At 50.0% G+C, this 22,340-nt stretch carries 22 protein-coding genes; 15 read left to right on the top strand and 7 right to left on the bottom strand.

Going from position 1 to position 22,340, the window contains the following annotated elements:
- Positions 1 to 47 precede the first annotated feature (47 nt).
- The 5 genes from BN1044_RS13990 to puuD all read right to left on the bottom strand — a co-directional run bounded on the left by BN1044_RS13990 (position 48) and on the right by puuD (position 4,796).
- Positions 48 to 311, bottom strand: coding sequence for a hypothetical protein (locus BN1044_RS13990; RefSeq protein WP_072309224.1), 264 nt, complete (start codon positions 309 to 311; stop codon positions 48 to 50).
- 267 nt (positions 312 to 578) lie between these two features.
- Complete coding sequence (locus BN1044_RS13995; protein ID WP_072309225.1) at positions 579 to 1,859, bottom strand: NAD(P)/FAD-dependent oxidoreductase; 1,281 nt, start codon at positions 1,857 to 1,859, stop codon at positions 579 to 581.
- Between the two features lie 5 nt (positions 1,860 to 1,864).
- Positions 1,865 to 3,361, bottom strand: coding sequence for an aldehyde dehydrogenase PuuC (gene puuC, locus BN1044_RS14000; RefSeq protein ID WP_072309226.1), 1,497 nt, complete (start codon positions 3,359 to 3,361; stop codon positions 1,865 to 1,867).
- Positions 3,362 to 3,443: 82 nt separating this feature from the next.
- Positions 3,444 to 4,001: an HTH-type transcriptional regulator PuuR gene (gene puuR / locus BN1044_RS14005; RefSeq protein ID WP_025800824.1), complete on the bottom strand. Its 558-nt coding sequence runs from the start codon at positions 3,999 to 4,001 to the stop codon at positions 3,444 to 3,446.
- Positions 4,002 to 4,013: 12 nt separating this feature from the next.
- Positions 4,014 to 4,796: a gamma-glutamyl-gamma-aminobutyrate hydrolase gene (gene puuD / locus BN1044_RS14010; RefSeq protein ID WP_072309227.1), complete on the bottom strand. Its 783-nt coding sequence runs from the start codon at positions 4,794 to 4,796 to the stop codon at positions 4,014 to 4,016.
- A 216-nt stretch (positions 4,797 to 5,012) separates the two neighbouring features.
- Here puuD and BN1044_RS14015 point away from each other — a divergent pair, with 216 nt between their 5' ends.
- The 6 genes from BN1044_RS14015 (at position 5,013) to BN1044_RS14040 (ending at position 10,710) form a co-directional block, all read left to right on the top strand.
- Entirely contained in the window at positions 5,013 to 6,419 is a 1,407-nt protein-coding gene (locus BN1044_RS14015; protein ID WP_072309228.1) for a glutamine synthetase family protein, read from the top strand.
- Positions 6,420 to 6,652: 233 nt separating this feature from the next.
- On the top strand, positions 6,653 to 7,975 hold the full coding sequence (gene gabT / locus BN1044_RS14020) for a 4-aminobutyrate--2-oxoglutarate transaminase (protein ID WP_072309229.1): 1,323 nt from the start codon (positions 6,653 to 6,655) through the stop codon (positions 7,973 to 7,975).
- Between the two features lie 263 nt (positions 7,976 to 8,238).
- Positions 8,239 to 8,460, top strand: coding sequence for an ABC transporter permease (locus BN1044_RS14025; RefSeq protein ID WP_247650245.1), 222 nt, complete (start codon positions 8,239 to 8,241; stop codon positions 8,458 to 8,460).
- Positions 8,450 to 9,838: an APC family permease gene (locus BN1044_RS14030; RefSeq protein WP_072309231.1), complete on the top strand. Its 1,389-nt coding sequence runs from the start codon at positions 8,450 to 8,452 to the stop codon at positions 9,836 to 9,838. The genes BN1044_RS14025 and BN1044_RS14030 overlap by 11 nt, the downstream gene beginning before the upstream one ends.
- 163 nt (positions 9,839 to 10,001) lie before the next feature.
- A complete protein-coding gene (locus BN1044_RS14035; protein WP_052123004.1) occupies positions 10,002 to 10,391 on the top strand; it encodes a type II toxin-antitoxin system RelE/ParE family toxin in 390 nt (129 codons plus the stop codon).
- Positions 10,381 to 10,710 (top strand): helix-turn-helix domain-containing protein, encoded by a 330-nt coding sequence (locus BN1044_RS14040; protein ID WP_072309232.1) that lies wholly within the window; start codon positions 10,381 to 10,383, stop codon positions 10,708 to 10,710. Before BN1044_RS14035 ends, BN1044_RS14040 begins: the two co-directional genes overlap by 11 nt.
- A 5-nt stretch (positions 10,711 to 10,715) precedes the next feature.
- Here the strand turns inward: BN1044_RS14040 and rarD are convergent, their stop codons facing one another.
- Together rarD and sbcB are read right to left on the bottom strand one after the other, a co-directional pair.
- Complete coding sequence (rarD, locus tag BN1044_RS14045; RefSeq protein WP_072309233.1) at positions 10,716 to 11,642, bottom strand: EamA family transporter RarD; 927 nt, start codon at positions 11,640 to 11,642, stop codon at positions 10,716 to 10,718.
- 227 nt (positions 11,643 to 11,869) lie between these two features.
- Positions 11,870 to 13,294: an exodeoxyribonuclease I gene (gene sbcB / locus BN1044_RS14050; protein ID WP_175421613.1), complete on the bottom strand. Its 1,425-nt coding sequence runs from the start codon at positions 13,292 to 13,294 to the stop codon at positions 11,870 to 11,872.
- A 209-nt stretch (positions 13,295 to 13,503) separates the two neighbouring features.
- On the opposite strand from sbcB, the gene BN1044_RS14055 reads away from it, so the two are divergent.
- From BN1044_RS14055 to BN1044_RS14095, 9 genes are all read left to right on the top strand, one after another.
- A complete protein-coding gene (locus BN1044_RS14055; protein ID WP_072309235.1) occupies positions 13,504 to 14,562 on the top strand; it encodes an FUSC family protein in 1,059 nt (352 codons plus the stop codon).
- A 245-nt stretch (positions 14,563 to 14,807) separates the two neighbouring features.
- A complete protein-coding gene (gene yhfZ / locus BN1044_RS14060) occupies positions 14,808 to 15,710 on the top strand; it encodes a GntR family transcriptional regulator YhfZ (RefSeq protein WP_072309236.1) in 903 nt (300 codons plus the stop codon).
- A gap of 20 nt (positions 15,711 to 15,730) precedes the next feature.
- Complete coding sequence (locus tag BN1044_RS14065) at positions 15,731 to 16,087, top strand: PRD domain-containing protein (RefSeq protein WP_072309326.1); 357 nt, start codon at positions 15,731 to 15,733, stop codon at positions 16,085 to 16,087.
- 96 nt (positions 16,088 to 16,183) lie between these two features.
- Positions 16,184 to 17,359 carry a YhfX family PLP-dependent enzyme gene (locus BN1044_RS14070; RefSeq protein ID WP_072309237.1) on the top strand — a complete coding sequence of 392 codons (1,176 nt, stop codon included), beginning with the start codon at positions 16,184 to 16,186 and terminating at the stop codon, positions 17,357 to 17,359.
- Entirely contained in the window at positions 17,352 to 18,587 is a 1,236-nt protein-coding gene (locus BN1044_RS14075; protein ID WP_072309238.1) for a phosphopentomutase, read from the top strand. Before BN1044_RS14070 ends, BN1044_RS14075 begins: the two co-directional genes overlap by 8 nt.
- The gene (locus BN1044_RS14080; protein ID WP_072309239.1) at positions 18,580 to 19,470 is read left to right on the top strand and encodes a phosphotriesterase-related protein; all 891 of its coding nucleotides are present in this window, start codon (positions 18,580 to 18,582) and stop codon (positions 19,468 to 19,470) included. Before BN1044_RS14075 ends, BN1044_RS14080 begins: the two co-directional genes overlap by 8 nt.
- 9 nt (positions 19,471 to 19,479) lie before the next feature.
- Positions 19,480 to 19,833 carry a DUF2620 domain-containing protein gene (locus tag BN1044_RS14085; RefSeq protein WP_072309240.1) on the top strand — a complete coding sequence of 118 codons (354 nt, stop codon included), beginning with the start codon at positions 19,480 to 19,482 and terminating at the stop codon, positions 19,831 to 19,833.
- A 10-nt stretch (positions 19,834 to 19,843) separates the two neighbouring features.
- Positions 19,844 to 21,145 carry a YhfT family protein gene (locus tag BN1044_RS14090; RefSeq protein ID WP_072309241.1) on the top strand — a complete coding sequence of 434 codons (1,302 nt, stop codon included), beginning with the start codon at positions 19,844 to 19,846 and terminating at the stop codon, positions 21,143 to 21,145.
- Between the two features lie 55 nt (positions 21,146 to 21,200).
- On the top strand, positions 21,201 to 22,286 hold the full coding sequence (locus BN1044_RS14095) for an aminotransferase class V-fold PLP-dependent enzyme (RefSeq protein ID WP_072309242.1): 1,086 nt from the start codon (positions 21,201 to 21,203) through the stop codon (positions 22,284 to 22,286).
- The last annotated feature ends 54 nt before the right edge of the window (positions 22,287 to 22,340 follow it).

The following is a 22,340-nucleotide window of genomic DNA, read 5'->3' on the forward strand; positions in this document are numbered from 1 at the left end:
TTGTAAAAGATTCAATGGCAATCCATTACCATTGTTCACTATGTGGCTTATGGGTGCTCGGCAACGAGTCTGGCTTGTTCAGACCATGCGTGGAGCTGTTTTGTATAGATAAATTTGATGGAAGGAAAGGGCTCTAATGGACTGTTCACCGCGATATAAACCAGGCATGGGTAGCTTTCTGGCTGTGATTTTTTAGCAAAATCAAATAGCTCACTTTCATCGACTAAAGGATCTGAATTGGCGTCGAGGTCATATAGGAAAGAGCTAATGACCCATTTGTAATATTCATCATAATTATATATTAGCTGCATAATATTCCTCTCTTTTAAATATATAAATGCAGCTTTATATTTTGTTTTTTTAAGCGCCTAAATACCAGCGCTATTTTCATTAATTTCGTATCGCTGATACTAGCCGGTAATAATAGTGTTTAAAAATCAAATGAAATGAATACAAATGGAAAACTCTGAAAAGTTATTCCTTACTTTTGGTAGCATAATTAATGGCGATAAAAGTAAGTTTAATGGAAAAATACAAGAGTCTTATAGACTCTTGTATTTCGGTGGGTAATGGCGTAATTACACGCCTAACCGATCGCGGATTGTATAATAGGCGGCACCGATAGCGGTGAATGGAATTTGTAAATTTCGTCCACCAAAGAAAGGAAGATGAGGAAGTTTAGCAAAGGCATCAAAACGTTCGGCGTCGCCACGCAGCACTTCTGAAATCAGTTTCCCGGCTAGATGAGTACAGGTAACGCCATGCCCGCTATAGCCTTGCATGTAGTAAATATTATTCTCCAACCGACCAAACTGTGGCATGCGTGATAGGGTCAGCAAGAAATTGCCAGTCCAGCGATAATCAATTTTCACGCCTTTCAATTGTGGGAAAGTTTTCAGCAATTTTGGCACGATGAGATTATCAATATCGTCTGGGTCACGAGCACCGTAAACTACGCCGCCGCCATACAGCAAACGGTTATCGCCGGTTACACGGTAGTAGTCTAAAAGATAATTACAATCTTCAACGCAGTAGTCTTTCGGAATTAATGAGGCAGCCACGTCGGCTTGTAGAGGCTCCGTTGTTACAATTTGAGTACCACACGGCATGCTGCGGCGCGCTAATTCCGGTTCGACTTTATTTCCCAGATAGGCATTCCCCGCGACGATAACGTATTTCGCCTGCACTTGACCTTTTTCAGTCACAACCGTGGCAGGTGTGCCATGCTTAATTTTAACAACCGGAGATTGCTCGAAGATCCGCCCACCTTGCATGCGGATCGCTTCAGCCTCGCCGAGTGCTAAATTGAGAGGATGAATGTGACCACCGCTGTGATCTAATAATCCTCCAACGTAGCGATCGGAGGCGATCTCTTCACGCACGCGGTCTGAATCTAAAAGTTCAAGCTGAGTATTGCCATAGCGTTCCCAATGGGCTTTTTGTTCGATGAGCGTGTGGTATTGCTTGTTATTGAGCGCAACGAAAATGCCGCCGGGTTTGTAATCACAGTCGATGGCGTAACGTTTGATGCGCTGGCGAATAATTTCAGCGCCTTCAAACATCATACTGCCCAGCATTTTTGCGGTGTCCATCCCGTAGCGTTGTTCAATCACGTCAATATCGCGGCTGTAGGAGTTGACCAACTGACCACCGTTACGTCCGCTGGCGCCAAAGCCAATGCGCGCTGATTCTAGCAAAACGACGTCATATCCCGCTTCAACTAGGTGCAGTGCGGAAGAAAGGCCGGTATAACCACCGCCGACGATACACACGTCGCATTGAACGGATTCGGTCAGCTGTGGGTAAGGCGCGTGTGGATTCGCGCTGGCGGCATAGTAGCTATTTACATGTTCAGTCATGATGTTTACTCCAGCGAGATCCAGATAGTTTTCAATTCGGTGAATTTTTCTAGGGCGTGCAGTGACTTATCGCGCCCGTTACCGCTCTGCTTATAACCACCAAACGGTACGGTCATATCGCCATCGTTGTAGTTGTTGACGAATACTGAGCCCGCTTTCAGGCGGCGCGACATGCGATGGGCTTTAGAGAGATCGCGGGTCCAGATGGCTGCGCCTAAGCCATAATCACTGTCGTTTGCCAGCGTGAGCGCTTGTTGTTCGGTGGTGAAGGTCGTAACGGCGAGTACCGGGCCAAAAATTTCTTCACGTGCAATGCGCATTGAATTGTGAACGTCGGTAAAAATAGTGGGACCGAGATAGCTGCCATGTTCACCTTGTGGGTGATCGCGGCCATCCAGATACAGGTTCGCACCTTCAGCAAGCCCTGCAGCGATATATTCATTCACTTTTTCGCAATGATCGGCATCGATAAGCGTGCCCATCACGGTTTCAGGATCGAGTGGGTTACCCGGTCTGAAGGCCTGAGCCTGTTCGCGCAGAATACTGAGAAACTCGTCTTTGATACTTTCTTCCACCAATAAACGCGTGCCTGCGATACACACTTGGCCTTGATTGTAGAAAATACCCGCCGCCGCATTAGCCGCTGCTTTTTGCAGATCGGGGCAGTCGGCAAAAATAATGTTGGCGCTTTTGCCGCCGGCTTCGAGCCAAACGCGTTTCATATTGGAGTCACCGGCGTCTTTCAACAACTGTTTGGCAGTGCGCGTGGATCCGGTAAATGTCAGTACGTCGACGTCCGGGTGGCGAGAGAGAGCTTGTCCTGCGCCTTGGCCAAAACCTGAAATCACGCTCAATACGCCGTCGGGTAACCCAGCTTCTTTGGCTAAACCAGCGACACGTAGAGCGGTTAACGGTGATTTTTCCGACGGTTTTAAAATAACGCTGTTACCCGCGGCTAAGGCTGGCCCGAGTTTCCAGCAGGCTAGCAGGAGAGGGAAGTTCCAAGGCACGATGGCGGCCACAACGCCAACGGGCTCACGTTCAATTAACGCAAGGGCATCTTGAGCCGTTGGCGCAATTTCGCCATACACTTTGTCAATGGCTTCGGCATACCAACGCAGAGAGCGGATAGCTCCGGGAATATCATCACGTAGGCTATGGCGAATAGGCTTGCCGGTATCCAGTGTTTCCAGCAGCGCCAGCTCCTCGTGATGCTGTTCCATTAAATCAGCCAGCTTCATTAGCGTAGCTTTGCGTTTTGCCGGTGGGGAGCGCGACCAATCCCCCCGCTCAAAGACTTCACGCGCTGCGCTAACGGCCTGATTCACATCGTGCTCATATCCCTGAGCGACGCGAACCAGCTCACGCTGACCCGCCGGATCTTCCACGGCAAACTGTGCGCCATCGGCGGCCTGCTGATAACGGCCATTAATAAACAGTCGGTTCTCAATCTCTAGGGCGCGAGCCCGTTGCTGCCAGTACTGCAAATCGTGAAAGTCCATGCGTTCCCCTTAATTCCCTTCGACATGGCATTGCAGGGCAATGCCAACGGCGTTGGGTTTTATCTATATCTCGACATAGGCGTCAGAATGTTGTGGGTGTATGGGCGCTGATAATTCGACATATACGCGCCGACGTATTGCTGAAGCTATGTGGAATGCCGGTGTTAATGGCATAACTTTGTCCGGCTTCAAGGTGATAAATCTGGCCATTGACCGTCAGCATCACTTCCCCTTCCAGCAGGGTGCCTATCTCTTCACCCTGATGTTTTATGCGCTCACCGGTTGTGGTGCCTGGCTCATAAGTTTCGATCATCATGGCTAGCGTGCGGTTAGGGTTGCCGTTGTGAATGAGCTTCATGGAAACCCCTTGGCTGCCAATTTCAATCAAGTCCTCGGCGTTAATCACAACCTGTGGTTCATCTGGCTTTTCCTGTTCGGCAAAAAACTCCGACAGTGACAACCCATAGACCTTGAGCAGTTTTTGCAAGGTGCTAATGGCTGGGCTGACTTTATCTTGTTCGATGGTGCTAATAGCACTGTGCGTTAATCCAGACAGTTCAGCTGCCCTGCGCTGTGACAATCCCAATTGTTGACGGATATGTGACAGGCGTTTTCCTGGCGCCAAGCTGACATCGCTCATATGCATATTTCCTTATTGATAGTTCTTATCAGGCTGGCTGTTTTTTTCAGCACTGGCGTTCTGACAAGCGGTGATAAAACCTTCAAACAACAAGCGGGATAGGGCGTATTCATCGCTATTCCATTCAGGATGCCACTGCACGCCCAAGGCGAATGGGTGATCGTGGACGCTAACCGCTTCCACTAAGCCATCGGATGCCTTAGCTTCGATGCGTAGACGTGGCCCCAGCGTTTTGGCGCCTTGACCATGCAATGAGTTAACCCAGAACTTGTTGCAACCCGGTACTAATTGAGAAAGCAAACCCCCTGCCTGTACCAGTACTTCATGAGAGGGGGCATATTGTTGCTCCAGCGGAAGTTCTGGATCTTCGCGATGCTCCAGTAACTCCGGCTGTTCATACAGGCGGCGATACAGCGTGCCACCGGTTGCCACCACCATTTCCTGTAACCCTCGGCAGATGGCGAAAAGGGGAATGCGCCTTTCGAGTGCGAGGCTAATCAGCGCCATACTCAAACTATCACGCCCTGGATCGGCGTCAGGCTCATCGCCGTTTTCACCATATAGGTGCGGCTGCACATTGCTTGGGCTGCCCGGCAGCATAATGCCGTCCAGATGGGGGAGAAGCGATTCTAATAGCTCAGGTTCAGACAGCGCATGTGGCAGGGCCACCGGAAGTCCACCTGCATTCAATACGGCATTTAGGTACTTTTCTTGCAAGGTTTGCGTTAGGTGCCCGTGCACCCTGTTCCTACACATGACTACGCCAATCACCGGCCTGTTAAATATATTGCCCATACCACCCTCTCCGCTTGGTCTAAATTATGAACACATTGCTTCCATACAGCGCCTTTCCGTTCAATATTTTCTCAATCTAGCAGTGGTAAGCGTAATATTCAAACTAATTGCAACACTTGCGAAACATTTTGTTTGCATCTACATTTCAATTATGGACATTATATCGAGCAGTCCAAACGGTCAGATCCACGGTCTTCAAACAATGGCGGGTGAATCATGCAAACCAATATCGTAGAAGTTGAAAACTTTGTTCAGCACAGTGAAGAGAGACGAAGTAGCGCGTTCCAACGCGAAGTAAAAAATTACTTGGAACGCTATCCCTCCACGCAGCACGTCGATGTACTCCTTACCGACCTTAATGGTTGCTTCCGTGGAAAGCGTATTCCTGTTGCTGGGCTGAAAAAGCTTGAGAAGGGCTGCTATTTCCCTGCGTCGGTGTTTGCGATGGATATTTTGGGCAACGTGGTTGAAGAGGCTGGGTTAGGGCAAGAGCTCGGTGAGCCCGATCGAACCTGTATCCCGGTACTGGGATCGTTAACGCCATCGGCGGCTGACCCTGAATTTATCGGTCAGGTTCTACTGACCATGCTGGATGAAGATGGTACTCCCTTTGACGTTGAGCCACGTAACGTGCTGAATAATGTCTGGCAGCAGCTACGCCAGCGCGGATTATTCCCCGTGGTAGCGGTAGAGCTGGAGTTCTATCTCATCGATCGCCAACGCGACGCCGAAGGCTATCTTCAGCCGCCATGCGCGCCCGGTACTCAGGAGCGAAATACCCAAAGTCAGGTGTATTCAGTTGATAACCTGAATCACTTTGCTGATGTGTTAAGCGATATTGATGAACTGGCGAAGTTACAACAAATCCCAGCCGATGGCGCGGTAGCCGAAGCGTCTCCGGGGCAGTTCGAAGTTAACCTAAACCATACTGATAACGTTTTACTGGCCTGTGATCACGCGCTCTCGTTAAAGAGACTGGTGCGCATGGTGGCTGAAAATCACGATATGCACGCCACCTTCATGGCGAAGCCTTATGAAGAGTATGCGGGCAGCGGTATGCATATTCATATCAGTATGCTCGATAGTAAAGGCCAAAACGTTTTTGCCGACGACGATGGTGAAGACTCTGCATTATTGAAGAAAGCGCTGGCGGGCATGATGGAACTGATGCCTGCGTCGATGGCGCTGTTGGCGCCAAACGTCAATGCTTTCCGCCGCTTCCAGCCGGGCATGTATGTACCGACTCAGGCTTCTTGGGGCCACAACAACCGTACCGTTGCATTGCGCATTCCCTGTGGCGATCGCGACAGCCACCGTGTTGCAGGCGCGGATGCTAACCCGTATCTGGTAATGGCAACGGTGCTTGCGGGCATTCTGCACGGTTTAGACAACACGCTTACGCTGGCAGAACCGATCACCGGCAACGGCATTGAGCAGGACGGCCTGCCATTCCCAATCCGCCAAAGTGATGCTCTGTATGAATTTGAAGAACAGCAAGCGTTGCGCTCGCTGCTCGGAGAGCGTTTCAGCCATGTTTACCATGCCTGTAAAACCGATGAGCTTATTCAGTTTGAACGCATGGTGACTGACACTGAAATCGACTGGATGTTGAAGAACGCCTAATACCCTTTATCTTTCAAATTGTAGATGCGTTGGCTGCCTTCAATCCCCCCAGTCACTTACTAGAGTAAGCTCCTGGGGATTCATTCAGTTGCCGCCTTTCTACAATCTGAAATCTTTTGGGTATTGGCCGGAAAAATGTTGTAACTCCATCCTCATTCTTCTTTTGTCAGGGAAGGAAACGCACAGGGTGGGGGTTCGAAATTTGAAATTCAAATTCAATTACGGAGTACATCATGTCTGAGAATCAAAATCTGTCCGGGAATGCCTCCAACCAGTCATGGCAGAAACGCCGTGAAGAGGCGGTGGCGGGCGGAGTTTCAACATTACTGCCAGCGTTCATTCATAAAGCACGCAACGCTGAGCTGTGGGATATTGAAGGCAATCGTTATATTGATTTTGCAGCAGGGATTGCCGTGCTGAATACCGGTCATAACCACCCTAAAGTGATCGCGGCCGTTCAGGAACAGCTGACGCGCTTTACGCACCCGTGTTTCCAAGTTACGCCTTATCCAGAATACGTTGAGCTGGCGGAGCGTCTGAATGCGCTGGTGCCGATTAAAGAAGCCACGCAAACGCTGTTGCTCACCACCGGCGCTGAAGCGGTTGAGAACGCGGTGAAAGTGGCGCGTATCGCCACCGGTCGCAGCGGTGTGATTGCGTTCCGCGGCGGTTTCCACGGACGTACCTTAATGGGGATGGCGCTGACCGGCAAAGTTGCTCCGTATAAACAAGGGTACGGCCCGTTCCCATCCGGCATTTATCATGCACCATATCCTTCTTCTTACCTTGGCATCACGGAACAGCACGCGTTAGATGCGCTTGATTCCATTTTTGCAGCGGACATCGCACCGAGCGAAGTCGCCGCAATTATTATTGAACCAGTACAGGGTGAAGGTGGTTTCTATGCCGCTCCGGCTGGTTTCCTGAAATCGTTACGTGAAATTTGCGATCAGCACGGCATTGTTTTAATTGCGGATGAAATCCAGAGCGGCTTCTGCCGTACGGGTAAAACCTTTGCTATCGAACATACCGGCGTTGAACCCGATCTGATCACCATGGCGAAAAGCCTGGCGGGCGGCTTCCCGCTGTCTGCGCTGGTGGGCAAAAAGCGCCTGATGGAAAAAGCGTTGCCCGGCGGTTTAGGCGGCACCTACGCAGGTTCTCCGGTGGCTATCGCCGCGGCGCTGGCGGTGACGGATTTGATTAAAGAAGAACAGCTGAACCAAAAAGCTAATCAGGTTGGTGAGCAGATTACGACCGATCTACATGCGTTGGCTGAGCGTTTCGATTGCATCGGTGATATTCGTGTCGTTGGCGCGATGGTAGCGATGGAGTTGGTGGAAAATCGCGATGCCACTAAACCCAATAAGGCGATAACTTCTGCGTTAGTGAAAGAGGCCGGTAAGCAAGGGCTGATTCTGCTCTCCTGCGGCGTGCGCGGTAATGTCATTCGATTCTTAGCACCGTTAACGGCCGAAAAAGAAGTTATAAAAGAAGGTATGGAAAAGTTGGCTTCAGCACTTTCTGTTGTGACAAAAACAGTGCAAAATGCATGACATAAAGATAACCGGTAGTTTACTGTCGGTTATCTTTTTTTTATCACTATGGCGTAACGACTTCGAGTCTACGCACGTGAACAAACGATGAGCCTGCCCATGTATTCACGGCGCAGGCTCCAAATACAGAGCGCGGTCGGAAGATTCGCGCAATAGCCAGAGCAAAAGTAGTTCTCGCGGCTGTTTTCCACTACCGGACCACGGAGCGTTCAGGCGGTAGCGGTTTACTATGATGACGTATCGGGATACGTCTAGAGGATATAATGATGGTGCATGTTTATGTTTATCCGCCGCGCTTGGGCGAACGCCTGAGCCGCAGCGAATACGGGCCAGCTCACTGTTTTATTGGCGCTTTGCTAAATGAACAAACCTATATCTGTAGTCGATTATCCCGCCGCCTAATACGACGTTTCCCCGCGGCCTCTCTGAATGACGTTAATTTGTTACCAGTAGAGGACAAAGGGGGAAACCGTCATGGCGATTAGCCCTCCTCCTGTTGCTCAGGCTAGCGCGCATGAAGCGGGTAAGCCTCAACTACGTAAATCATTAAAGCTTTGGCAGATTGTCATGATGGGCTTGGCCTATCTGACCCCAATGACCGTGTTTGATACCTTTGGCATTGTGTCGGGTATCAGCAATGGTCATGTGCCGATGTCGTATCTTTTTGCTTTGGCCGGCGTGCTATTTACGGCGATTAGCTATGGCAAGTTGGTACGCCAGTTCCCGACGGCGGGTTCGGCCTATACCTATGCACAAAAAGCCATTAACCCGCACGTGGGCTTTTTGGTGGGCTGGTCATCGTTGCTGGACTATCTTTTCCTGCCGATGATTAACGTGCTGTTGGCGAAAATCTATCTCACGGCGATGTTCCCAGAGGTTCCCCAGTGGATTTGGGTGGTCGGTTTTGTGGCGATCATGACCGCGGCGAACTTGAAAAGCGTGAGTCTGGTAGCCAATTTCAATACCGTTTTTGTTTTGGTGCAGATCTCAATCATTGTGGTGTTTATCTTTTTGGTTGTGCAAGGCCTGCATAAAGGCGAGGGGGTAGGCAAAGTCTGGAGCCTCCAGCCATTTGTTAGCGAGAATGCGCATTTGCTGCCGATTATCACCGGCGCTACCATCGTGTGCTTCTCCTTCCTCGGTTTTGATGCGGTAACGACGCTGTCTGAAGAAACCAAGGATGCAGCCAAAACGATCCCGCGGGCGATATTTCTCACCGCGCTGTACGGGGGCATTATCTTTATCTCGGTATCGTTCTTTATTCAGCTGTTTTTCCCTGATATCTCAAGGTTTAAACAGCCGGATGAAGCGTTGCCAGAAATTGCACTCTACGTGGGGGGGAAACTGTTCCAGTCGATCTTCCTGTGCACCACGTTTGTGAATACGCTGGCCTCGGGTTTGGCATCACACGCGAGCGTTTCGCGCTTGCTGTATGTCATGGGACGCGACAACGTGTTCCCTGAAAAAATCTTTGGCTATGTGCATCCTAAATGGCGCACGCCAGCGCTGAATGTGGTGATGGTGGGGATGGTTGCTCTGTCGGCTATCTCGTTTGATCTGGTGACGGCGACCGCGTTGATAAACTTTGGTGCGCTGGTGGCGTTCACGTTTGTGAATATCTCAGTGATTAGCCATTTTTATGTTCGTGAAGGGCGCAACAAAACGTGGAAGGAGCGTTTCCACTTCTTGATTTTGCCGATGATTGGCGCACTTACGGTTGCCGTACTTTGGTTGAATCTGGAGAAAAGCTCGCTAACCATGGGGCTGATTTGGGCCGCGCTTGGGTTTGGCTATCTGGTGTTCCTCACCCGACGTTTCCGCAAACCACCGCCGCAGTTCGAAAGCCAACCGCAGGCGGAATAAAGATCTAAACAGTTATGTCGGGGAGCGAAAGCTCCCCGAATTTTTTGCGAAGCCCTTTCCAATCCTTTGGTTATGCTCTGACATCTCCCCATCGCCATGCTAGTTTTCCCCTCAATAAAAAGGTCATTTAAACAGCAAAAATAATATGGAGTTTTATACCTAAATGGATATAATTGAACGAATGGCAAGGCTTTACCGCAGACCTATCTTTTGGATCGCTGGGTGTAAAAAAGATCTACAGCAGTTGCCGGATGAGGTGAAAGATACGATGGGCTATGCATTGTATCTTGCTCAAATTGGGCGCAAGCACCCGCAGGCAAAGCCATTAAAGGGTTTTCATGGCGCAGGGGTATTAGAGATCGTTGATGATGATGGGTGTGGAACGTATCGCGCTGTTTACTGTGTTCAATTCAAACACGCGGTTTATGTGTTGCATGCGTTTCAAAAGAAATCATCTTCTGGGATTTCGACGCCGCAAACCGATATGGAAAAGGTCAAAGAGCGTTTAAAAGCGGCTCAACAACATGCAAAGGAAAATCACTATGAAAAATAATCTAGAGATCGAAGCCGGTGGCGATAGTGTCTATGAAGATCTTCAGTACACCAACGCTCAAGAGATGCAGGTTAAGGCCCAGCTGGCAGCCATTATTGCTGAGCTGCTACAGGAGCGAGATCTTTCTCAAACGGAAGCGGCTGCGATACTGGGAATGACTCAGCCCAAATTATCTAATTTGCTACGTGGGCAGTTTCGCGGCATTAGTGAGTTTAAAATGCTGTCATGCCTGATGTGTTTGGGCGGCCAAATTAACATTCAGGTTAAAAAGCCACGGCTCAAAACAACTCGCGGGCACTTAACCGTATCAGTGAGCTAAGTGCATTAATGGCCCGGATGGTTTCTTTTTCCGCGCACCATATCGGTAGCTAAATGACGATAGCGCCAGTGCTGTTGGAACAATTCGTAGACGCAAAATGCCAACCCTAGCCAGATGAGGGAGAAGCTAATCATCTTCGGCATATTGATAGGCTCTCCGAAGGCGAGCACCGCCAGTAAGAATTGGAGAGATGGCTCAACATATTGTGCAAGACCAATCACCGTCAGCGAGGTACGTTTAATGGCTGCGGCGAACAGCAGCAGAGGGGCGAAGGTGACCGGTGCCGTCAGAGCATACAGGATATAGGTTTTTGTGCCGGATCCCGCCAGAATGCTGCCACCGGTGGCATGCAGCCAAAGGGTGATGGCAATCGCCAGCGGTAGCATCCACAGGGTTTCTAACGTTAGTGCGGTCATGATGTCGTAGCGAATAAATTTACGCACCAACCCATAAAATGCAAACGTGCTGCCCATTGCTAGGGCGAGAAGTGGAACGTGGCCAAGCAAAATGACCTGATAGACCAAACCCGTGATGGCGAGCACCACGGCGATACGCTGAAAGCGGCTGAGTTTGTCGTGCAGAAACACAACGCCTAACGCAATAGAAAATAGCGGGTTGGTGAAGTAACCAAGGCTGGCATCAAGCACCAGATTATGGGTGAGCGCATAGATAAACGTTGTCCACGAGACGCTCATGATCAGGCCACCTAACAGGCAACAGAACAGAGAGCGTTTATCTTGCCAAACCTGCTGCCATGACGTTCGGTTTTTAAATAACAGACGTAGCAGAAGCAGCAGAGGAATAGACCAAAACAGGCGTTGCGCCAGTAACTCAAGCACGTTGGCATCTGGCAGCATTTTATAGAATAGCGGTGTAATGCCCCACAAGATAAACGCGAGAACGGCCAAGACTGGCCCGTTTTTCAGCCACATATTTACGACCTGTTTTGAATAAAATCTATACCCGTCATACTTCAAGCTGCATTTTGTTGGCCGCGCCTAATCATCCTAAGCATTCACTGTCCGCCTCAATGTAACTCGAATTATTTTGGGTATGTATATTGTAAAATAAAGAAAATACGTCTTCGCGACCTACTTTAACCGTTGGTAAGAAAATCGAGGGTGATGTAGCTCACCCTCAATGATAAATCTTATGAATGTTAACCGACTAACTGCTTTGCATATTCATACAGTTCTTTAAGCTGGGCCAGTTTTTCTGGATTGTCTTCGTGGCGGTTATACAGCTCTTCCAACTGATGAATGTAGGTTTGAACGCGTTCAGGCGTCAGTGCTGCCTGACGATGTAATTGCCAGCGACGCTGTTCATCATCGGTAAGCGTAGCTGGGAAGTTACGTGCGCGATAGCGGAACAGTAAAGGTTGAACGCGTTTATCGTTGAACGTCAGATCGAGAGCCGGAAGATTTTGTGGCAGGGTTTCTCTAATAATTTGCATTGCCGTTCTGTCTGCATCGCTAAAGAAACCATCATACAGCTGGGCGTCAACGTCTTCTGAGGCTTTGAAAGGCTCGGCCTCTGCAAATACCGCGACAACTTTGTCTCGCAGCTCAGGATGGCTGCGCAGAAGTCGTAAATTATCCATACAATGTTGGCGATCAAGACCCAAGCGTTCGGCATTCTCAGGGCGCAACGTTTGGTCTGGTGCAAGTACCGGACATTTGTTGATATGCACGAGTTTTAAAGGAACAGGCGACGCGGTGCCAAGTTCGCTGCGACGAGTATAGAGCCGTTCACGCAGGGCATCGGTATCCAGTTCCAGCAGCGGAGACATATCTCCAGCCAGATCGCACATGATCACCGCATTTTTATTGTCAGGATGCCATGCCAGCGGTGCGACTAAGCTCGTGTTGCCGCGCAGAGCGCCAAACATGCCGGAAATATGCACTAACGGCTTCATGTTTGCGATATCAATCAGCGCTGAAACTTTGTGCTTATTTCTCAGTTGGAACAAATAATCAAACAGCTTAGGCTGTGCTTGTTTCACTAACTTGGCCAGTGCGATGGTGGCATAAACGTCGGCCATAGCGTCATGGGCATTTTCATGTTCTATACCGTTGGCTTTCGATAAATGCTCCAATTTAAAACTTGGCAAACCTTCATCGTTTTCCGGCCAGTTAATCCCCTCAGGGCGCAGTGCGAAGCATGTGCGCAAAACATCGAGCAAATCCCAGCGTGAATTGCCGTTTTGCCAGCTGTACCCATAAGGATCATAAAAGTTACGATAAAAGATATTCCGGCTGACTTCATCATCAAAACGAATGTTGTTGTAGCCCATAATGCAGGTGCCGGGCACGCTGAACATCTGGTTTATTTGCCGGGCAAACTCGGCCTCGCTAACGCCACGCTCTAACGCAACCTGTGGTGTGATGCCGGTGATCATGACGGCTTCTGGCTGAGGAAGATAATCGTCGGCAGGGCGACAATAGATCACCAAAGGTTCTTCAATGATGTTGAAATCAGCGTCTGTCCGCACGCCAGCAAACTGGGCAGGGCGATCTAATGCCGGATGTTGACCAAAGGTTTCGTAGTCGTGGATGAGGAACGTGGGCGCGGCCTTGCTCAAAATAACATCTCTTATCAGAAAACAAAGTGGCGACTAGTGTAACCGCGAAATTGATGAAACCCAAAGGCTGGGACAAAACACGCGGGAAACATCGCATTAATTATTTATCTGGTTGTGCTAAACGGCGTTTGTTGTTTAATTATTTTTTCGATATTGGGTACACTTAGCAAAGATAGGTATTTTCATGCGCTGTTATCCTTAAGGTATCGCTTGTGCGTCTCAATAGAGCAATTTCTCCCCTCGAACATGTGATTTATGGTCACTACAAAGCCATCCACGGAATACGTATGGCGATTGCGTTTGTCATCACCTTCTTGGCGATTCGTCTATTGCACGTACCTGAAGCCACGTGGCCGCTGATCACGATGGTGGTGGTGATGGGGCCAATTTCGTTTTGGGGAAACGTAATTACCCGCGCGCTGCAGCGTATCATGGGCACGGTTTTTGGTGCCGCATCAGGTTTAGTGGCGCTTTATATTGAAGTTTTTTCCATGCCGCTGATGCTGGTGTGGTGTGCGGTCGTCATGTTTGTGTGCGGCGTGCTGGCATTAGGCAAACGGCCCTATATGGGGCTTTTAATCGGGATTACTTTAGCCGTGGTTTGCGGTGCAGGGCCTGGTGACATGAACACCGCATTGTGGCGAAGTGGGGATGTGATTATTGGTTCGTTATTAGCACTGCTTTTTACGTCGATATTCACCCAAAAAGCATTTGTTCACTGGCGTTTAATGATGAGCAAAGAGCTCAAAAATATGAGCAGTTTTTACAGCGCTCATATGTCTCCGAACGTGTTAGAACGGCCTCATTTAACCAATAAGCACCAGCAGATCCTGAATGAACTCGTTAAAATACGCACGCTAATTTCACCGTGCGTGCGTGAAACTCGCATTGATAAAGATGTATTTAATGCTATTCAAGTGATGAGCCGCAATTTAGTTTCCACGCTTGAGCTGTTGACCGATGCCTATTGGGCAACGCGTGAAAGCCATTTTATTATGCTGAATGCGACAAAACTGCGTGAATTCCAAAAGCTGTCGATCAATACGCTGAATGCACTTTCCAATGCGCTGCTCAGCGGAAGCATTGAAGGCAATTTAAGCGATCTGCCTGAAATGGTTGCAGTTTCTGGTGAGCTTAAAGCCTTAATGGAAAATGCTAAAGCGTGTGAAAATATTGAGGCCCCTATCTATGGTTATGTTTGGCTTAATATTGAACTGGCGAAACAGCTCGATGAGCTTAAAGACTTGATCGGTATGGTGTTAAGGAAATAATTGTGACGATCCCTCAGAACGGGGGATCGTCTGTAGTTTGGGCAGTAACATTTGATAGTAACATTTGATAGCAAGATTCGATCGTGAGTGGGTGTCAGATTTTACGGTTCCCGCCATCCCGCTAACGCCTTTCATCTACAATATTTGTTCATTTTGTGACTCTATTCGCTTTTTAGCTTATTGGTGCTTGCCAGTAATTTTCAATTTAATGAATATATAAAAATTCAAGAAAATGAAGATTAATTATGAGCCGTAGTTTTATCAAGAAAGAGGGCGTCGCGCAGAGCAGTTTAGCGCGTTACTTATTGGGTGAGAAATCCGGTAACCGTTTGAAAACCATCGATGAGCTCGCTAGCGAGTGTGGCTTTTCCGTGGGGTTGATACAGGCGGCGTTAAAGACTCTTGAGAAAGCCGGTGCGGTAGCGGTGGAGCGTCGTGGGCGCAATGGCAGCTATCTCGTCAGCATGGATAACAAAGCCTTATTGGCTTTTGCTGATATTGGTAACGTCGTCTGTGCGATGCCACTACCTTACACGCGGCTCTATGAAGGCTTAGCCAGTGGGCTAAAAGCGCAGTTCGATGGAATTCCGTTTTATTACGCCCACATGCGCGGTTCTGACGTCCGCGTCGAGTGTTTACTGAACGGAGTTTATGATTTAGCGGTTGTCTCCCGATTAGCCGCGCAAAGCTATCTTGAAAAAGACGATGTGCGGATGGTGTTGGAGCTCGGCCCACATACGTATGTGGGTGAGCACAAATTGATTTGCCGAGCGGGTAACCCACCGATTCAGCGTGTGGGTCTGGACCCTCGCTCAGCCGATCAGCGCATCATGACAGATGCTTACTTTGTGGGTCAGCCGGTTGAAATACTTGATGTGCCTTACCACGAATGTCTGACGCGTATCGCTAAAGGTGATATTGACGCGGTGATCTGGAACGTCACCAACGATGCGGATTTAGCGGCATATGGCCTAGTAGCCAAACCGTTGGCAGGCGATCCTCGTTTCACCGAGGCTTCAGAGGCCGTGGTGTTAACGCGGGCAGATGATATTCCTATTCAACAACTGCTGCGTACCGTGGTGGATAAAAAAGAGCTGCTTGCCCATCAACAGCGTGTGCTGGCAGGTGTTCAGGAACCGAGTTATTGATGCTATCTCAAGAGGGCAGTATGGAAGAGCGGCTAAATCTGCTGTGTCAGGCAGGAATCATTGATAAGGATATTTGTGACGGTCTGCTGAGCGTCGTCGTGCAGCTTGAAACCGAGTGGTCAATACCCGTTCGCAATGAACAGGGCGAAATGGCGATCACGCATATGGCGAACGCGCTGATGCGTAGTCGTCGTGGTGAAGAGATCGGTCCTTTGGACCCCGACCTAATGGACGAAATGGTGAGCTCGGAAACCTGGCCGCAGTTACAGCCAATTCATAAAGCGATGCTGGCTCCATTCGATGTCCAGCTCCATCCGAATGAAGAGGGATATCTGTTGGCCAATTTGTTCAGTCTATGGATGGTGAGCAGGGGCTAGCAGGCGTAGCGAACGTGAAGTGTCTATAACTTAAATATTCAAAAAAATGATGATTTAAGTTTTTTTATCATCAGCATGGAATTGAGAGGCAAGGGCATGTTTATTGGAGCACTCAAGGCACAAAACCCGGCACTGATTCAGGCCGCTCGTGAGCTATGGCAGCAAGGCGTTATTTTGCCAGATACCTGGGTTGTCGATGTCGATCAGGTCATGGAGAACGGCCGTCTATTGCTTGAAGCGGCATCTAGGCACGGCATGACTCTCTATCTGATGACCAAACAGCTTGGACGCAATCCGTGGCTGGCGAAAAAACTGATCGAGCTCGGCTTTCATGGCACCGTGGCCGTGGATTTTAAAGAAGCTCGTATGTTGCGCCATGCCGAGGCGCAGGTTTCCCATGTCGGTCATTTGGTTCAGTTGCCTAAGTGCCAAGTGTTTGAAAGCGTGAATTTAAATACAGAGATGATCACTGTATTTTCGCTTGAGAAGGCTCGTGAAATATCTGCTGCCGCGCTTCAAATTGGGCGTGTCCAGCCCATTATGCTCAAAGTTTTTGCCGACGACGATAAGTTATACCCCGGGCAAGAGGCTGGCTTTCCTCTTTCTGCACTTGATGACGTTGTTGAGGCGATTGGGTCGCTTTCAGGGGTAAAACTCACCGGTCTAACACATTTTCCTTGCCTGCTGTGGGATGAAGAACAGCAGCAGACATTGCCAACGCCCAATTTGCATACGTTGTTGCATGCTCGCGATCGACTGCGCAAGCACGGCATTGATATTACTCAAATCAATGCGCCATCGGCTTCAAGCTGCAGCACTTTACCCTTGCTCGCCGGTTTCGGTGTCACCCATGCAGAGCCGGGACACGCGCTAACCGGCACTATTCCGGCAAACCAACATGGCACTGAGCCTGAGCGCATCGCGATGCTCTATCTCACTGAGGTTTCTCATCAATTTCAGGGCAACAGTTACTGCTTTGGCGGTGGTTACTACCGCCGTGGTCATGCTCAACATGCGCTGGTTTACCCGCCACTAAGCGATCACGCGCTGCCAGCAAAACTTTTGCCTATCGATGACAGCAGCATTGATTACCACATTCCGCTGGCAGGTGAGTTTCCGGTTGGTAGTCCGGTGGTGATGTGTTTTCGCACGCAGATATTTGTTACGCGCAGTGACGTTGCGTTGGTATCGGGCATTTCTCGCGGTATGCCAGTGCTCGAAGCGCTGTATGACAGCCTCGGCAACCCGGTCCCTGGAGGCCCACATGAATAAGTTTGTGGTTGTGGTAATAGACAGTTTTGGCGTGGGCGCGATGGACGACGTGTCGCAGGTCAGGCCACAGGATATCGGAGCTAACACCTGCGGGCATATTTTGCAGCATTTTCCGCAGCTTCAGTTACCTACGCTGGAAAAACTGGGTTTGATTAACGCACTTGGCTATCAAGTGGGCGCGATGAAGCCGTCAACGGAAGCCGTTTACGGCACGGCGGCTTTGCAGCATGAGGGGGGCGACACTTTCATGGGGCATCAGGAAATTCTCGGTACGCACCCTAAGGCCCCGTTACGCATGCCTTTCTCGGCGGTTATCGATGATGTCGAGCAGGCGCTAATCGCCGATGGTTGGCAGGTCGAACGTATCGGCGATGGTTTGCAATATCTGTGGGTGAATCAAGCGGCGGCCATTGGCGACAATCTCGAAGCCGATCTCGGGCAGGTATTCAACATAAGTGCCAATCTTTCAGCTATCTCGTTCGACGCGGTGTGTTCTATTGGCAAAATCGTACGCCGCTGCGTGCAAGTGGGGCGCGTGATTGCCTTTGGCGGTTTGCTGGAAAGTAGTCAGCAAATTTTGGATGCCGCCGAAGAAAAACAGGGCCAGTTTATCGGCATTAATGCTCCACGCTCAGGTGCTTATCACCGTGGTTTTCAAGTCGCGCATATGGGATTTGGCGTGGACGCTAGCGTTCAGGTGCCGAAAAAACTGCATGATGCAGGCATTAAGACCGTGCTGGTGGGAAAAGTGGCCGATATTGTCCTCAACCCGCACGGTGTGAGCTATCAGAACTTGGTGGATAGCCAGCAAATAATGGATATCACTTTGGCGGAAGTGAGCAAGCCGGGGAGTGCGTTTATCTGTACTAACATTCAGGAAACGGACCTTGCTGGACATGCTCAGGACGTTGAGCGCTATGCCGAGCGGTTACAACTGGTAGATAAAAATCTTGAACGCCTGATGCAAGCCATGGATCAAGGAGACTGTCTGGTCGTGATGGCGGATCACGGCAACGACCCGACGATTGGCCACAGCAAACATACGCGTGAAAACGTTCCGTTGCTGGTCTGGCAGCCGGGCATTGTCCCGGCGCAGCTGGGGGCCAGAGAAACGCTCTCTGATGTTGGGACGACCGCGTGCGACTACTTCAATGCAGCTGCGCCACAGAACGGCACTTCATTCCTTTCGTTGCTACATACCAATGACAACCGAGGCAACCATGACTGAGCAAAAACGCATTGATGCATCGGGCTACACCTATGCCCACGAGCATCTGCATATCGACCTATCGGCGTTTAAAAACAACATTGATTGCCGCTTGGATCAGTACGATCTGATTTGTGCGGAGATGAAATCGCTCTATGGGCAGGGGGTACGCAATATCATCGAAATGACTAATCGATACATGGGGCGTAATCCGCAATTTATGCTGGATATCATGCGAGATACGGGGATGAACGTCATGGCCTGTACCGGTTATTACCAGCATGATTTTTTCCCCGCTCATGTTGCTATCACCAGCGCAGAAAAGCTGGCGAAAGAGATGATCGACGAAATCGAAATCGGTATTGACGGCACTGAGTTGAAAGCGGGAATTATCGCGGAAATCGGTTCCAGCGTTGACGTGATAACCGACGTTGAAGCTAAAGTTTTTGCCGCTGCCGCGATAGCCCATCGTGAAACGGGGCGCCCGATCTCTACCCACACCTCGTTTAGCACTATGGGCCTTGAGCAACTAACGCTGCTAAAAAACCATGGCGTAGACCTTTCGCGCGTTGTCGTCGGCCATTGTGATCTGAAAGACAATCTCGACAACATTCTACGCATGATCGAACAGGGTGCTTATGTCCAGTTCGATACCATCGGAAAAAACAGCTATTACCCAGACGAGAAGCGCGTGGCAATGCTGCAAGAAATTGCCAAACGCGGACTGCTCGACCACGTGATGCTTTCCATGGACATCACTCGCCGTTCCCACCTGAAAGCGAACGGTGGTCTTGGTTTTGACTATTTGCTGACAACGTTTGTGCCTTTGTTGCAGGAGGCTGGCTTCACTCAGGCCGACGTTGATTTGATGTTACGTGACAACCCCTCTGTCTTCTTTAAATAAGGATTTCCCATGAAAAAGATCGGTGTTGCTGGCTTACAGCGTGAACTCATGAAAAAAACTATCGAAACCGCCGCACCAGGCTGCTTTGAAGTATTTATCTATAACGACATGGAAGCTGCGATGAAGGTGAAATCCGGCCAGCTTGATTACTACATTGGCGCTTGTAATACCGGTGCCGGAGCGGCGTTGTCCATTGCCATTGCGGTGATTGGTTATAACAAAAGCTGCACAATTGCTAAACCGGGCATTAAGGCGAAGGAAGAGCAGGTCGCCAAAATGGTTGCGGACGGCAAAATCGCCTTTGGCCTGTCGGTTGAACATATCGAACATGCCATTCCGATGTTGATTGCTCATTTAAAATAAAGGCAGCGCTATGGATTTTTATATTCAAATAGTCGTGGTCGCCTGTCTGACAGGGATGACGGCGCTGCTGGCGCACAAGTCTGCAGCCGTCTTCCACGACGGGATTCGACCGATTTTGCCTCAGCTGATTGAGGGGAATATGAACCGTCGTGAGGCGGGGAGCATTGCCTTTGGTCTCAGCATTGGCTTTGTCGCATCGGTGGGTATTTCGTTCACCTTGAAAACCGGTTTGCTCAACAGCTGGCTGCTGTTTTTACCGACGGATATTCTCGGCGTGTTGGCTTTTAATGGTGTTATGGCATTTGGGTTGGGGGCGATATGGGGCATTTTGATTCTCACCTGCCTGCTGCCGGTAAACCATCTGCTGACGGCGCTGCCAGTGGATGTACTGGGCTCGCTGGGCGAACTGAGCTCCCCGGTGGTTTCTGCTTTTGCCCTGTTCCCTCTGGTGGCTATTTTCTATCAGTTTGGCTGGAAGAGTAGCCTGCTCGCTGCGGTTGTGGTGCTGATGACGCGGGTTATCATCGTGCGTTACTTCCCGCATCTGAACCCAGAATCTATTGAAATTTTTGTCGGTATGATAATGCTGCTGGGCATCGCGATTACTCTGGATCACCGTACTCGCGGGGAGCGTTCGGATGACGATGGGCAGTCGGTTTTTGAGGAGCGCACTTCGCGTATTATCAAAAACCTACCCTATATTGCGATTGTCGGTGGGCTGATTGCCGCCGTTGCCAGCATGAAGATTTTTGCCGGTTCAGAGGTGTCGATCTTTACGCTTGAGAAGGCGTATCACGCGGGTCTAGATCCTGCGCAGTCACAGACGCTGATTAATCAGGCGGCGTTGGCGGAGTTTATGCGCGGGCTGGGCTTTGTGCCGATGATTGCCACCACGGCATTGGCGACCGGCGTGTATGCGGTAGCCGGTTTCACCTTCGTGTTTGCCGTTGGGTACCTGATCTCTAACCCATTAATTGCCTTTGTAGCGGGGGCGCTGGTGATTTCCGCTGAAGTGCTGTTGCTGCGTTCTATTGGTAAGTGGTTGGGGCGTTACCCTTCGGTGCGTAATGCTTCGGATAACATCCGTAATGCAATGAATATGTTGATGGAAATGGCGTTGCTGGTTGGCTCGATCTTCGCCGCGATCAAAATGGCGGGCTACACCGGTTTTACCATCGCGGCTGCGCTTTATTTCCTCAACGAGTCGTTGGGTCGTCCGGTGCAAAAAATGGCTTCCCCCGTCGTGGCGGTGCTGATAACCGGTATTGTGTTAAACATTCTCTTCTATTGCGGCCTGTTCGTTCCGGTCTGATCCCTTGCTCTTGCCTGCCGCGACGTTTGCGGCAGGCTTTGATGGAGAAAACAGTGTGAAAACCTGGCCTTTGCAGAGCCTGACGATGGAGCAGGCGCAGAATAAGCAGTTCCGGCTGGTGGATATTATCTGTCGCCACTTTCCCGGCAGTGACTTTCTCAACGCGGGTGATTTAGGTCTGGTTCCAGGTCTAAATCAGCCACAAATGACGCAACGGGTGGAAGCCGTTCTCGCTGATTTTTTTGCCGCACCGAAGGCTGTTTTAGTGCAGGGGGCGGGTACTGGGGCAATTCGCAGCGGTCTGGCCGCTGTATTGCGGGCAGGCGACACGCTTCTTATTCATGATGCGCCGCTTTATCCCACCACGGCGGTTATTGCTGAGCAAATGGGCTTGCTGCTTGTTCGTGCCGATTTCAATCAGCTTGATGAAGTTGCCCGTGCGATTGAGCAGCATCGCCCGCAGGCGGCGCTTATCCAACACACCCGTCAGAAAATTGATGATTCTTACTCCCTGCGCGAAGTCATCGCCTGTTTTAATCACTACGGATTGTCTTCGCTTACTGACGATAATTACGCGGTAATGAAGGTCGAGAATATTGGCTGTGAATGCGGTGCGACCTTGTCAACTTTTTCGTGTTTTAAACTCTTTGGCCCTGCCGGCGTTGGGGTTGTGGTCGGTGATGAGAACGCGGTGAATGCGGTGCGTAAAAGCATGTACTCCGGCGGTAGCCAGATACAAGGGATACAGGCGATGGAGGCGTTGCGAGGTTTAGTTTTTGCGCCAGTGATGCACGCGGTGCAGGCGCAGGTGAATGATCGTCTGGTGGCTGAGCTGCAAAGCGGGGCAATCCCACAGGTGAAACAGGCGTTTATTGCTAATGCGCAGTCCAAAGTTCTGCTGGTGGAGTTTCATGAACCAATTGCGGAAAAAGTGCTGGCGCGTGCGAAAAAACTAGGCGCGTTGCCGTATCCGGTTGGCGCAGAGTCTAAGTACGAAATTCCGCCGCTGTTTTATCGAGTGTCTGGCACTTTTCTTCTGTCGGATCCAACGCTTCAACAACGCATGATCCGTATTAATCCAAACCGCAGCGGGGCACAGACGGTTTTGCGTATTTTGCAGGAAAGCTGTCGCTTGTTATAGAGCGTAGTAAAACGCCCGATGCGTTTATCCATCGGGCGCAAGATACGCGCTTTT

Origin of the sequence: Hafnia alvei (assembly GCF_900095695.1) — a bacterium.
GTDB lineage: Bacteria > Pseudomonadota > Gammaproteobacteria > Enterobacterales > Enterobacteriaceae > Hafnia > Hafnia alvei_B.